The sequence below is a fragment of the Limosilactobacillus reuteri genome (assembly GCF_002254085.1).
Taxonomy (GTDB): Bacteria; Bacillota; Bacilli; order Lactobacillales; family Lactobacillaceae; genus Limosilactobacillus; species Limosilactobacillus reuteri_K.
Genome location: NZ_NGPY01000022.1, coordinates 55,474 through 69,243 on the forward strand (window position 1 = coordinate 55,474; position 13,770 = coordinate 69,243).

Consider the following 13,770-nt stretch of genomic DNA (forward strand, 5'->3'; position numbering starts at 1 on the left):
AGTCTCATATCATGAAATATCAAGAAACCAAAGAAACACTTAATCAATTAGTTGCTGATCTGAGTCAAATGGCAATGATAATTCATCAAACTCACTGGTATATGCGTGGCACTAACTTTCTAAAGCTTCACCCATTAATGGACCAATTTATGGATGAAATCAACGATCAACTTGATGTAATATCTGAACGATTATTAACTCTCGACGGTGAACCTTATTCGACCCTTAAAGAAATCGCAACCCATACGAAAATTAAAGACTGGCCAGGAAACTTTGATAAAACAACGCCAGAACGGCTTGCGCATTTAGTCACTGGTTATCGTTATCTTGAGGACCTTTATCAGCATGGAATTGAAGTGACTGATATTGAAAAAGATTATTCGACCCAAGATATCTTCATTGGGTTTAAGACAGCAATTGAAAAGAAAATCTGGATGCTGCAAGCAGAATTAGATCAGGCACCAGAAATTGATAATTAATACTAGGAGGCTAAGAGAAAACTTTTATTTTCTCTCAGCCTCCCATATTTTTAAACAGTTAATTTTTCTGGACCGATGACTTATTAAGTTGCTCTTCTTTCTTATCCCGATTTCTTAAATCCTCAAGCCATTTCATATGCTTTTCTTCATAACTACGATCTTTCTTGATAAAGAAGTATGCCGCCGCGGCAAGAATGGCGATGACAGTTCCGACAAGCAGGGTCTTAGCCGTAAAATTGGTAACCATATAACAAGAAACTAACAATGCAAAGCTGGGGATAAGATATTTCCCGGGTAATTTGAAACCGTGTGTTGGATATTCGTTACTATGTTCAAATTTAATGACGGCAAGAATCGAGGGAACATATTGAATGAATGAGGCCAAGACTGTACAACTAACCAAGAAGAGATAACTCTGGGTAGCGAATAAAGCAGAAAGGATGGATGTTAATAAAATTCCGACCCATGGGGCATCATGCTTATTCTTCTTCCCAATAAACTTTGGCAACATCCCGTGCTCATTGGCCATTGAAGCAATTAACGATGGCGTGTTAAACGAAGCTGAAAAGGCAACCCCAAAGATACTTACAAGCATCCCAAAAATAATAAAGGCATATCCCCACTTACCAATAGTGGTTCCGAGTCCCTTCGCAAGGGCACCTCCCAACGCATTAGCTAGTGGTGTCGAGTACCCGCCTAATTTAGTCCCGGAAAGTCCAACGGCAACGGTCATCATCAATGCATCCAAAATAGTTACACTAACCATGACTGCAATTAACACCCGAGGAATATTCTTTTCTGGATTCTTCATTTGCTTAGCAGCAATTGGTAAAAATGAAAAACCAGTAAAAAGATAAAAGATCGGGGTAAAGGCTTCACCAAAATGATGAATAAATGGCATCGGTCCCTTTAAAGCTGCTTGGGGAATCACTGGTGAGAAGTTAGCTTTATGGATGAAGAAGACCCCAACGACAATAAAGATGATCAGCGTAAGAATCTTCGCAGCCGCTGATACATTATTAACCAGTTTAACAAGACCGCGGCCGAAGAAATTAATAACCGCAAAGAGTACAATTAAGCCAAAAGCAGCAACCCCATAGATAAGCGGCCGATTAAAGATTGGCAAAAAACTCTTGAGGGTAGTTAATAAAGCAACAATTTCCGCTGAAAGAGTACAGCAGCCTAAGAACCAGGTAAAAATTCCTAGCTCATAACCGGTGAATCTTCCAAATGCATGATAAGAATAAAGCCATGCTGCCCCTGAGCCGGTAAAACGACTAGAAAGATCGGCATAACATAGGGCGATCAATGAGACGGTTATTGCTGTACATAGCAAAACTGCTACAGCCGATAAGTTCATGTACCGATAAATAACAGATGGCAGTAAAAATGTTCCTGAGCCAATTACTCCATTAATCCCTAAAAAGTAAATTGAGATGAAAGACAGCTTTTTAGGTACTGATTTTTGATTACTGATAATGACCACCCCACATAAATTTTATAATTCCATTTATATTATAGTCTTTTTCAAATAAAAAGGTAAATTATCAGCTATTCTAATCTCAATCTTTTCTGAAATTGTTATACAATTAAGAACGTACTTATATTTTATAAAGGATGAATAAAATGGCACAGAAGATTGAGAATTTTATTTTTGATATTGACGGTACTTTAATTGATACTATTGATATGTATATGCCAGCAATGATTGATACGTTAGCTCAACACGGTCACTTAGTTGCACCCGACAAAGTAGAGCAAACTAAGCATGATTTATTTGGTATTACTGGTCGAGATGCTCTTCGCCTCGCTGGAATTAGTGAGGAAGAAATTCCTGAAATGTTAAAAGACTGGTTTGACCTTGCTTACCAACGTGCTGATCGGGCAAAAGTGATTGAAGGAATCCCTGAAATGCTTAATACCCTTGCCAATCGTAAAGATGCAAAAATCGCCATCGCAACTTCAAAACTCGCTGACGAATACCAAGAATACTTTGTTAACAAATATGACTTTGCGAAGTTATTTAAGGTTGCCATTACGTCTGCGGACACTAAAAAGCATAAGCCAGCTCCAGATCCTATTTTAGCGGCAATGGATAAAATGGGAGCAGATCCCGCAACTACTGTTTATGTTGGGGACACAATCAATGATATGAAAGCCGCCCATGCAGCCGGTGCCAAGTTTGCAGGCGCCCTTTACTCTTCCGCAAATCCCGATAGTATTAAAGATGCGGACTTTCCATTAATGAAGCCGGCTGATTTGTTAGCAATTTAAACTAATAAAGTAAGTGAAAAACAATCTTCTCGATAGGTGGTTGGCTATACTAGCTGGTTATCATTCGTACTTAGACTCGAACATTGTAATTATTTTCTACGTTATCTTGCTATTGTTTATGAAAAGAGGGGTGAGAAAAAGCCAGAACTTTTTCTCACCCCTCTTTTCATATTTTCTTATTTGTTACTTAACGCTATGATGATTACTTTAGCTTAACTTCGGAATTGTCTAGATTTAATGTATTACAGTAGGGACATTTTTTCATTTAGTAATCCCCATTGAAGAGCTGTGCATTGCCATTCGCTTATCGGGATAGAGTTTCTTAGCTAGGGCGGTTACCGCGGTCGGCGCTTCACCAAAGCCGGCCGCAATCAATGCAACTTTCCCCGGGTAGGTCACACCATCCCCGATCGCATATACCCCTTCAGTACTAGTTTCCATCATTGAATCAACCTTGATCAAGTTGTGTTCTGCTGCTAAGTCAAGGGACCACTGATTCAAGGCCGCATTATTAGAGGTAAACCCATAGTTAACCACAATCTTATCCACATTCAATTGTGCTTCGTCGTCACTGCGCATCTTCTTAAGATCGAGCGTTACCGTTTCATCATCTTCCACCGTTAATGCGCGTGGTAAGAATGGGGTATCAAGTTGCACAGATGACTGTTTAAGCTGAGTTACGGTATGTTCAAGGCCGCGGAACTGGTCCCGCCGATGGACAAGGTGCACTTCCTTGGCAACAGGTTCAAGCATCAAGGCAATATCAATCGCGGAGTCTCCCCCACCAAGAATGGCAACCCGCTTGTCCGCATAATCAGCTTTATGATTAACAAAGTAGGAAAGTTGCTTGCCTTCAATCTCAGCTGTTCCTTCTAAAGCGAGCTTACGGGGAGTAAACGCTCCATTACCAAGAGCAATGATTACTGCTCGTGACCGGGATACCCGCTTTGCTGATTTGATGGTAAAGGTTCCATCATCTTCTTTGATAACGTCCTCAACAGTTTCGCCAAGGAATTGGTCAATCTGTGCCACTGCCATTTGTTCTTCTAGCTTAGCGATCAGGTCGTGTCCAGTTACGCCTGGCATTCCCGCTACATCCCAAACTTGTTTTTCAGGGTAAAGTGCCCCTACTTGTCCACCAAGCTGTGGAAGGCTTTCAATCAGCTGGGCATCTAATTCATGAAGGCCACAATAAAATGAAGCAAACATCCCTGCTGGACCTCCACCAATAATTGTCACATCATAAATTTTCTCTGCCATTTCTCCTCTGATCCTTTCATTTTCATCTCTAGAAGTATTATATCATCTTTATTTTTCTAAAATTTCGTAAGCGGTCTCAAATTTTAATTGTAATTATTTCAAATTTAAATTAACATATTATATACAGAGATTGATTTTGCTTAAAATTGGAGGAATAAATACTATGGCAAAACGTAAAATGATTCTTGATTTAGATACTGGTGTTGATGACGCTTTAGCTATTGCTTATGCGCTTGCTGACCCAGAAGTTGATCTAATCGGAATTGTAAGTTCATACGGTAACAACTTATTAGATGTTTGTGCCGAAAACAGCCTTAAGTTATTGGAATTATTAGGTCACACTGATATTCCAGTATTTAAGGGTCTTCCACATTCATGCACTACTGACCACTTTGATGTAATGCAAGTTTCAAAGGATATCCACGGTGATAACGGTATCGGTGATGTTGAATTACCTGCGCCAAGTCGGGCTCTTGAAGAACAATCCGGTGTTGATTTCTACATCGAAGCCGCTCACAAGTATGGCAAGGACTTAATCATCATCCCTACTGGTCCAATGACAAACTTAGCTGCTGCCTTGAAGAAGGATCCTGAAATTGCTGACTTGATTGGTAATGTCACATTCATGGGTGGTGCCTTAACTGTTGAAGGTAATGTTACTCCTGTCGCAGAAGCTAACATTAACCAAGATCCAAAGGCTGCCGATGAAGTAATGAAGTCCAACTTGCCACTTACGATGGTTGGTCTTGATGTTACTCTTCGAACTCTCCTTACTAAGAACGAAACAAAGCAATGGCGTGAATTAGGCACTGCTTCTGGTAAGGTTTTTGCTGATATTACCGACTTCTACATCGATGCTTACTACAACCTTGATATTGATAAGCGTGGTTGTGCCCTCCATGATCCATTAGCTGTTGGTGTTGGTATTGATCCATCATTTGTTTCAACTATTAGCTTATTCATGAAGGTTGTTTACCAAGAAGGACCTTACTATGGTCGGACAATCGGTGACAACGCTAAGTTAAACGATCCTAACCCTAATGTTAAGGTTGCCGTTAACGTTGACAAAGAACGTTACCTCAAGGCCTTCATGGACCGCTTAAACAAGCTTTTCAAAGAAAACTAAATTTAATTAAGAGGCTGTTGAAAATAACTCTCCAGTCTCTTTTTATTTTGTAAGGCGTTATTCTCCTGTTTTTCTTCGATAGTTGTTATAATAAAATTTGTAAAGGATTGTTTTTGGTTTTACTAAGGAAGTGTCTTATCAATGGGTCGTTTAGATAATAAAGTTGCAATTATTACTGGTGGTTCTAAAGGAATTGGAGCTGCTGTCGCAAAAAAGTTTATCGAAGAAGGCGCAAAGGTTGTTTTAACCGCTCGTAAGATGGATGAGGGACAAAAAGTCGCTGACCAACTAGGTGACAATGCGATCTTTATCCAACAAGACGTTGCTCGGAAAGGAGACTGGGACCGGGTAATTCGTCAAACTGTCCAAGTCTTTGGGAAGCTCAATATTGTGGTTAACAACGCGGGAATTGCCGAATACGCCGATGTTGAAAAGACAAATGCTGAAATTTGGGATAAAACAATTGCCGTTAACCTCACCGGTACGATGTGGGGAACTAAGCTCGGTATTAAAGCAATGAAGAACAACGGGGAAAAGAATTCGATCATCAATATGTCATCCATTGAAGGACTAATTGGTGATCCTGACCTCTTCGCATACAATGCTTCTAAGGGTGGTGTCCGCCTCTTAACTAAGTCCGCTGCGCTTGATTGTGCCCGGAAAGGCTATGATATCCGTGTAAATACAATTCATCCTGGTTATATCTCAACTCCACTAGTTGATAATTTAGTCAAGGATGATCCAAAAGCAGAAGGACACCTAGAAAGCCTTCATCCCCTTGGCCGTCTTGGAAAGCCAGAAGAGATTGCTAACCTTGCTTTGTACCTCGCTTCAGATGAATCAAGCTTTAGTACTGGTTCAGAATTTGTCGCTGATGGTGGCTACACAGCTCAATAATATTCATAAAGAACAAAACAAAAGGGAGCAAGACAGAAGTCACTCGTGACTTCGTTTTCGAGCCCCCGCAAGCAACAATAGGCCTCCAATGTTCGGTTTTACCGGACGTTGGAGGCCATTGGTGTACTGCGCCATTTGTCTTTTATGAAAATAACTTGGCTTATGTCACAGTCCCTTTTGCTTCACATTAAATTCCGAATTACCAATGAAACTGCCAAAATCAATGAGCCAATCCCGACAATTATTTGCATCAAACGGCCAGGCAGGTGGCGAACAATAATCGGTCCTAAGTAGCCCCCGATTACATTTCCAATCATCAACGGAATAACATAATTCCAATAAATCGTCGTCTCAAGTGCGAACACTATCCAGGATGTTGTATTTGTAACAGTCATCGCAACATTTTTTAGCGCATTATTAACTGCAAAGCTCTTTTGCCGATTGATCACTGTCAGCAAGGTTAACATTAACACTCCGGCACCGGCATTAAAGAAGCCCGAATAGATTCCGACAATAAAAATACCAATGATTGATAAAAATTGACCGATCCGTGATTTACCAAATAATTTACTATTTCCTGCCATCGTCCCCACACTTTGCTTCGGATGATGAGGAAACAGCAGGATAATGCCGGCTAACGCAATGCATAATGGTACCAGTTCCGCAAACCATTTACTCGGGACAGCAAATAGCAAAAAAGCTCCAATAATGGAACCAGCAAATACCAATGGCAAAATAATCCATAATTGCCGGCGATTATGCTCTAATTCCTTAAACGATGAAAAGACCGAACTATAATTACCCGTAATTGTCGAAAAAGCACTCGTTACGTTTGCCATCACTGGTGGTAATCCTAGTGCAAGCAGTGATGGGTACGAGACTAGTGATGCTAAACCAGCGGCTGCACTAATAATCCCCGAAAGAATCCCAATTCCTAGCAATAATAAAATAAAAATTACTCCACTCATTTTAAAACCATCCCTTTAAATAACTAGTATTAATTGTAAACCACTTTCCTAAAAATAAGTAACCTAATTAACGATTTGCATTCCGTTATAATATTAGCTATGATAATAGAAAACAAATCTGGGGTGCCAAACGGCTGAGATAATACCCATTGAACCTGCTCTGGTTAATACCAGCGAAGGGAGATTCAGTGATATTAACTTAATGATTAACTCCATGATTTTTTGTCATGGAGTTTTTTTGCCCTTATATCTTAAGGAGTTTTATTATGATTAAACGTTCACTACATTTGCGTGACATTATTTTGCTTGCCCTGATTGGAATTATTTTTGGTGTAATCTATTTTGCGGCCGGTTTTGTCTATAACGGCTTAACTGTTCTACTGACACCAATTGGTTATGGTCCAATGGCGAATGATTTAACAATGGGAATCTGGTGTATGGCTGGACCACTTGCCGGCTTTTTACTCCGGACACCAGGAGCAGCTTTCCTTGGTGAGTTTTTGGGAGCGGCCGTTGAAATGCTTCTCGGCGATCAGTGGGGAGCAGCCAACCTAATTTCTGGAGCGGTTCAAGGTATCGGGTCTGAGTTAGGTTTTACTTTTACGTTCTATAAAATGTATAACTGGTTGACCCTCCTCATCTCATCCCTCACCCTTACATTTGTTACCTTTGGCTGGGATTGGTTCCGCAATGGCTATAACCACTTCAGCGGACAAATGCTAATCATTATGCTCATCGCCCGTTTCATTTCAATGTTTGTCTTCTCTGGAATTCTGGTTAAATTGATTACTAACCTTCTCCAACGAGCCCACTTAATCAAGCGCTAAGACTATGAAAAATATACAATTTAATGATCTTTCATTTAATTTTGATCAGCAACCGATTCTTAAAAATATCACCGCCAAATTCACTGTTGGAAAGATTCACTTACTTACCGGAGTCTCCGGGAGTGGTAAATCCACCATTCTCAAGTTAATCGCTGGTCTCCTACCTAAATATGGTGGTGAAATAGTTGCTGGAGCAGTCGATGTACCAACAGATGCCCATATCGGGATGGTATTCCAAGATCCGTTAATGCAGTTTGCTCTTGATACGCCACGTCACGAATTAGAATTCACTCTGGAAAATTGCCAAGTCCCAACTGACAAAATTCCAGAACGCGTTAAAGAAGCTTTACGATTCGGTAAAGTTGACGACCTTGCTAACCGGTTAATCACCACGCTTTCCGGTGGACAACAACAGCGCGTGGCTTTAGCAGCGGCTACGGCAATGCAACCGAACGTGCTTTTATTAGACGAACCCTTTGCCAATATTGACGAAGAAAACCGGCAACTTATCCTTAAACAATTAGTCCGCCTCAACAGTGACTATCACACAACAATTATCATTACTGACCATGATTTGCATGGTTACAAGCGACTACATCCATTGGTTTGGCAATTAACTAAGGGGCACCTTGCTCAACTTTCCAGTAAAAATAGTAGCCAACTTTTAACAGCGAGCGCGACTCCCCAAATTACCACTGCCCTTCCTCCGTCAACCTTGCCCACGATTATCAAATTTGATGAATTAGCAATAAAACGAGAGAATCATTCCTTACTTTTACCAACCAATTTAGGCATTGTTAAAAATAAAATAACTTTATTAACCGGACCAAATGGGATTGGTAAATCTACCCTTCTAAAGGCAATTGCCCGACTTTTGAAATATGAAGGAAAGATTGACTATGCGGAGGAAAACATTCAAAAAATATCACCTGGGAAATATTACAAGCATCTGGGATTGATTTTCCAACATGCCAATGATCAATTCCTAAATGTAACCGTTGGCGAAGAACTGGCATTAGGCTTTAAAACTTGCCAGAATCCCTATTTTAATCAGCAACAAGTCAACGAAGCATTAGCAGCTCTTGGTCTGAATGGAAGAGAAGATCAGGTTGTTTATTCTTTGAGTGGTGGTCAAAAGAAAAAGTTACAAATCCTGCTGATGTTAATGCGCGGACAGGAAACACTATTACTGGATGAACCATTTACTGGTTTAGATCCAGCATCTTTAAAGACTGTCCTGCAACTAATTAAAGCATCCCAAAAAGAGAAACCCCAAACTTTGCTGATTGTTAGTCATCAATTAAGCGGACTTGATGGTTTCATTGACTATCACCTTACAATGAATCATCAACGTCTTAATTATGTTGGAGGGCGTTATGAATCCTAGTTTAAAATTATTACTTGTTATTTTGCTTTCACTTGAGCTAACTTTTGTGACTAAGCTGTGGATTAACCTGATTGTCATTGTGGTGTGTTTATTAATCCTTATCCATCAGCGATTTCACTGGCGACAATTTTGCTGGTTGGCTTTTGTCCCCCTCTTTCCGGCACTAGCTATTTTTATTACAATTGTCTTCTTTAGTCCTAGTCATAGTCTCTTCGATGGAACCGTTCTTTTCAGTCGACTCTACGTTTATGTCTGCCTTGGAACAGTTTTTACGTTTACGACCGATACTTTAACGCTTGCTCGCTCATTAGAACAAAATTGTCACCTTCCTAGCAAATATGCTTATGGGGTGCTCGCTGCTCTTAATCTGATTCCAAAAATGAAACAAGCCGTTACAACTATTTATACGGCAGGACAAATGCGGGGTGTTAATTTACATTGGTGGTCACCAACGCTCTACTTCAAAGCGATTCTGGTTGCAATTCAATGGTCGGATCAATTAGCGCAAGCCATGGAATCACACGGTTTCGTAGAAGGACAAGCACGAACAGCTACCGTGGATATCCCGATTACCAGCCACGATTGGCTTTCTTTTTTTAGTATTATTTGCCTTGTACAGATAATTGTAATTGCGCTCCCTTGAGTTTTCATGCGATAATAATATAAAAAGAAAGGACTGATATAGTGAACGATAATAATTTAACGGACCGGATCGTTAACACTTTATCCTATTTAAGCATCTTATTTTTACCAGTTATCTTTCCACTAATCGTGTGGATAATTGCCAAAAGCAGTGATCGACCAACTATTGCTAAAAACGCTCGCTATGCATTTTGGAGTCAAATTTTCCCATTGTTATATGTAATAGGCGCAATTTTAGTCTTTAGTGTCTTTTCATTAAACCCCGCTAACTTCCACGGGGGCGCATTGTTTGGAATTCTCCTAACATTTGCTCTTTTATTAGCCCTTTTGTTATTTATTTATAATATTGCCATGGCCGTGAAAATGCTGATTGGCCGTGAGTAAGTTAAGAGAGTAGAGACCAGGAAATGCTAGTATTTTCCCGGTCTCTCATTTTTTATCCAAAATATCAAGTGAGGTGATTAATCGATGGAAATGATTTTAGGCATTGTTCTTCTATTGACTGCTGTTGTTGCAGCTAATGTTGTTCATCTTGTTTACCCTAAGATTCCACTATCCATCTATCAAATTATTGCAGGAATTCTTTTAGCATCCCTGCCTACTGAAGCCACTAACTTTACCATGCATCCAGAATTATTCATGATGGTGGTCATTGCTCCTTTAATGTTTAATGACGGGCAGAACCAATCATTCCGTTATCTTTCGAGCAATATCAGATCGATCCTATCAATGACTGTTGGATTAGCACTTGTAACGGTCTTGATTACTGGTAGCTTTTTACATTTGCTTCAACCAGAAACGTTCTCCTTAGCACTTGCCTTTATGCTAGCCGCGATTGTTACGCCGACTGATGCGGTCGCTGTAAAGTCGATTACTACTAATATGAAGGTCCCAAAAAACGTTAATGGTGCTCTGGAATATGAATCCCTCTTTAATGATGCATCGGGAATTGTGCTTTTAGATTTGGCGCTGGAAACCTACCGTTCTGGACAATTTTCGCTTAGTCATGGAATCTGGATCTTTGTTTACGTTTTCTTCGGCGGAATTATCTTCGGGGCAGTACTAGGAAGCCTATTAATTAGTCTCCGTACTAGTTTGATGCGGAAGCACGTTGATATTGGCTCCATCGTTATTCCGATCAACGTAATGACTCCCATCGTTGTCTACTGGTTGGCTGAAGAACTACACCTTTCAGGAATCCTAGCCGTCGTTGCAGCGGGAGTTGTTCATAGTATCCTCTATGATCGAATGCGACTTACATCTACTAAAGTGCAAATGTCTACTACCACTATTTGGAACATCATTAGCGATGCGTTAAACGGGTTAGTATTTGTCCTTTTAGGGGTGATGCTTCCGCAGGTACTTGGAAGGACTTCTTGGCAAAATCTGGGTGCAATCATTGCCTTAGCCTTTGCTATCTATATTATTACAACCCTCTTAAGATTCTTATGGGTCCGGTTTAAGTTCGTCAACATTCAATCGACTAACCTTAACCGTGATAGTCTCTTAATGGCGTTAGGAGGAATTCACGGAACGATCACTCTGGCATTAGCATTCTCGTTGCCAGTACTGATTAATAACCATCAATTTGCCTTCCGTAATTCAATGATCTTGATTGCCGCGATTGTTATTTTGATTAGCATTGCTGTCGGCGCAATTGGCTATCCAATTATTTTACCGCCTAAATCTAAGAGCTATTCGAAGAGTGAATTTCAAAAAGAACTTATTAAAACAGTTCAATATGCTATTAATGAGCTACGAACTTCAGAAAAATATTCACCAGAAAAAGCGGCTGTTATTGACCAATTGAGTAGTCAAATGACGCAATACCATGAATTCAATCGCAATGTTTATAGTCAATTAATGGGGAAAGCTCATCAAATTGAATTGGCTACCTTAGACCGCCTTAACGAAGAAGGCCGAATCTCTGACAAGGAGGCCAAATTCCTCGTTAATTTTGTTACACGGTCGATTTTCCGCGTAAATAAACACAGCTTTCTTGAATTATGGGTCATCTTATGGCACCGATTAAAATGGCGTTTTATTCGCTACCGTCATCTCAAAAAAGGTTCCCGCTACAATGTGGGGCCAAAATATCAATTAACCAAGGAACAGCGCGCTGAAACAGCTGAGATCCTAGAAATAATTAATCGTGAAATCGATAAATATCTTCATTCGATTGAAACTCCACAAAACGCGAATGAAGTTGCCATGGTACGACGGACATACTTCCAACGAAAACGATTCTTCCTGCACGATATTTCGATGGATACCGACCTCATTACTTCTTTATTTATTGAGGCATTTCAGCTTGAGCACAGTTATGTTCAAATGCAACTTGCTGATGACCAATTTTCACAAGAATTAGCAAACGCATTAAACGAACAGATCTCAACTGATGAATTGGTTTACACTCAATCATTAGACTAAAAAAGGAAATTGCTGCAAAATCTTGCAAAGCAATTTCCTTTTTATGTTTAAATAAATGTAAGTAAAAACGCAATCAACGCTGGTAAAAATTGAATTAGAATAATTTTTTTGGTTGCAGTAAGCGCACCAAATAATGCAACAACCATCACAAAAACCAAGAGCATTTGCCATACCAATACTAAGGTTGCCCCACTAAATAACCAGTAACTGGCGATGATAGCTGCTCCTAAGGCTCCGTTATAAATACCCTGGTTAGCGAATGAAACCCGTGCTTCATGCTGTTGCGTAAACTTAAGCGGTAAGTCAAACGCCTTGGCTTGCTGTGCCGGGTTACCAAAGATTTCTAAGGCCATAATACCTAAATGTTCGATTGCAACAAACATCGTAACAATAATTGCAAGCATCTTTTTTCCTCCAACTATTTAATATAGTGATCTAAAAATTTTGTCAAATGGCGGTGATATTCGCTGGGATGGGTCGCATATGACTTTGCGTGCGCTGCTCCTGGCACTACCCACAATTCTTTACTTCCCTTTGTTGCACGGTAATTGCGATAAACCATTTCAGTTGGAACAAAATTATCTTTTGCTCCATGGATAAATAGCATTGGGCGATGATTATGATGCAACATATTTAAGGAGCTAGCTTCATGAATGTAAAAACCATTCTTCACCCGATTAATTAAACTCATCGTACTTATTAATGGCACCCGTAAAACCTTCGGAATCCCATATAAATTACCAGCTTCATAATTTAATTCATCATTAAGACTCGTATATCCACAATCTTCAACAAACGCTTTTACTTGTGATGGAAGGTTAATGCCACTAGTCATCATTGTTGTCGCACCACCCATGCTAACCCCAAACAAGACTACCTGACTCTCTTCCCCATTATGCCGAATAAGTTTATTAATCCATTTGCGAATATCATAACGCTCTGGCCATCCATAACCAATGTATTTCCCTTGGCTTTGACCATGAGCCCGCGCATCTGGCATTAGAACATTATACCCCATCTGATGGAAAAGCGCGGCATATTCGCCCATCTTCTCTTTGTCACCCATAAATCCATGGGCAATTACCACATTTTTAGTTGTCGATTTAGCAGCAGGGATGTAATCAGCAACTAGTTTATAATTTCCACTAGCCGATTTCATTGTCCATTTTTCTTTTTTGGCATGCTTAAACCACATTTTCTGCTCATACAATGGATCATTTCGTGAAATTTTAGTTGAATTATTAATAAAATCCTTATGCCCCGGTACCATTGCCACCGAGAAAAAATAGCTACTAGCGGCAAAGATTGCCACTGTAATTAAAACTACAATTCCAATGAGCCATCGCCAAGGATGCCACTGTTTCTTTTTTGTCTTTGTTCTCAAAATAATTAACCCCATGTTATATCATTTAATCAATGCGCCTAGTTTAGCACACTTTCTGTTATTTTGCATATTCTTTTCATTCAAAATCGTGATGCT

General features: G+C 39.9%; 14 protein-coding genes and 1 riboswitch. Of the genes, 9 read left to right on the top strand and 5 right to left on the bottom strand.

Features of this window, described 5'->3' with window-relative positions; genetic code table 11:
* The first annotated feature begins 11 nt into the window (after positions 1–11).
* Positions 12–479: a Dps family protein gene (locus CBG10_RS05295; RefSeq protein ID WP_094511898.1), complete on the top strand. Its 468-nt coding sequence runs from the start codon at positions 12–14 to the stop codon at positions 477–479.
* A gap of 58 nt (positions 480–537) precedes the next feature.
* Here the strand turns inward: CBG10_RS05295 and CBG10_RS05300 are convergent, their stop codons facing one another.
* Entirely contained in the window at positions 538–1,965 is a 1,428-nt protein-coding gene (locus CBG10_RS05300) for an APC family permease (protein ID WP_094503849.1), read from the bottom strand.
* Positions 1,966–2,096: 131 nt separating this feature from the next.
* Here CBG10_RS05300 and CBG10_RS05305 point away from each other — a divergent pair, with 131 nt between their 5' ends.
* Entirely contained in the window at positions 2,097–2,753 is a 657-nt protein-coding gene (locus tag CBG10_RS05305) for an HAD family hydrolase (RefSeq protein ID WP_094511900.1), read from the top strand.
* Positions 2,754–3,014: 261 nt separating this feature from the next.
* Here the strand turns inward: CBG10_RS05305 and CBG10_RS05310 are convergent, their stop codons facing one another.
* Complete coding sequence (locus tag CBG10_RS05310) at positions 3,015–4,013, bottom strand: NAD(P)/FAD-dependent oxidoreductase (protein WP_094511902.1); 999 nt, start codon at positions 4,011–4,013, stop codon at positions 3,015–3,017.
* 163 nt (positions 4,014–4,176) lie between these two features.
* On the opposite strand from CBG10_RS05310, the gene CBG10_RS05315 reads away from it, so the two are divergent.
* A complete protein-coding gene (locus tag CBG10_RS05315; protein WP_019251525.1) occupies positions 4,177–5,139 on the top strand; it encodes a nucleoside hydrolase in 963 nt (320 codons plus the stop codon).
* Positions 5,140–5,280: 141 nt separating this feature from the next.
* Positions 5,281–6,036: a glucose 1-dehydrogenase gene (locus tag CBG10_RS05320; protein ID WP_094511904.1), complete on the top strand. Its 756-nt coding sequence runs from the start codon at positions 5,281–5,283 to the stop codon at positions 6,034–6,036.
* 182 nt (positions 6,037–6,218) lie between these two features.
* On the opposite strand, the gene CBG10_RS05325 is transcribed toward CBG10_RS05320, so the two are convergent.
* Positions 6,219–7,004 carry a sulfite exporter TauE/SafE family protein gene (locus CBG10_RS05325; RefSeq protein WP_094501615.1) on the bottom strand — a complete coding sequence of 262 codons (786 nt, stop codon included), beginning with the start codon at positions 7,002–7,004 and terminating at the stop codon, positions 6,219–6,221.
* Between the two features lie 109 nt (positions 7,005–7,113).
* A riboswitch (TPP riboswitch) is annotated at positions 7,114–7,203 on the top strand.
* A 67-nt stretch (positions 7,204–7,270) separates the two neighbouring features.
* Between CBG10_RS05325 and CBG10_RS05330 the strand changes: the two genes are divergently transcribed.
* The 5 genes from CBG10_RS05330 to CBG10_RS05350 all read left to right on the top strand — a co-directional run bounded on the left by CBG10_RS05330 (position 7,271) and on the right by CBG10_RS05350 (position 12,290).
* Positions 7,271–7,831 (top strand): ECF transporter S component, encoded by a 561-nt coding sequence (locus CBG10_RS05330; RefSeq protein WP_003664879.1) that lies wholly within the window; start codon positions 7,271–7,273, stop codon positions 7,829–7,831.
* Between the two features lie 4 nt (positions 7,832–7,835).
* Positions 7,836–9,218: an ATP-binding cassette domain-containing protein gene (locus tag CBG10_RS05335; protein ID WP_094511906.1), complete on the top strand. Its 1,383-nt coding sequence runs from the start codon at positions 7,836–7,838 to the stop codon at positions 9,216–9,218.
* Entirely contained in the window at positions 9,208–9,861 is a 654-nt protein-coding gene (locus CBG10_RS05340; RefSeq protein WP_065867100.1) for an energy-coupling factor transporter transmembrane component T family protein, read from the top strand. Before CBG10_RS05335 ends, CBG10_RS05340 begins: the two co-directional genes overlap by 11 nt.
* Before the next feature lie 41 nt (positions 9,862–9,902).
* Positions 9,903–10,244, top strand: a complete 342-nt coding sequence (locus CBG10_RS05345) for a DUF4870 domain-containing protein (RefSeq protein ID WP_003664882.1) — start codon at positions 9,903–9,905, stop codon at positions 10,242–10,244.
* 84 nt (positions 10,245–10,328) lie between these two features.
* Positions 10,329–12,290 (top strand): cation:proton antiporter, encoded by a 1,962-nt coding sequence (locus CBG10_RS05350; protein ID WP_094511907.1) that lies wholly within the window; start codon positions 10,329–10,331, stop codon positions 12,288–12,290.
* Positions 12,291–12,337: 47 nt separating this feature from the next.
* Here the strand turns inward: CBG10_RS05350 and CBG10_RS05355 are convergent, their stop codons facing one another.
* Both CBG10_RS05355 and CBG10_RS05360 read right to left on the bottom strand, forming a co-directional pair.
* Positions 12,338–12,694 carry a DUF1304 domain-containing protein gene (locus tag CBG10_RS05355; RefSeq protein WP_019253253.1) on the bottom strand — a complete coding sequence of 119 codons (357 nt, stop codon included), beginning with the start codon at positions 12,692–12,694 and terminating at the stop codon, positions 12,338–12,340.
* Positions 12,695–12,708: 14 nt separating this feature from the next.
* Positions 12,709–13,689 (bottom strand): alpha/beta hydrolase, encoded by a 981-nt coding sequence (locus CBG10_RS05360; RefSeq protein ID WP_094511908.1) that lies wholly within the window; start codon positions 13,687–13,689, stop codon positions 12,709–12,711.
* Positions 13,690–13,770: the final 81 nt, after the last annotated feature.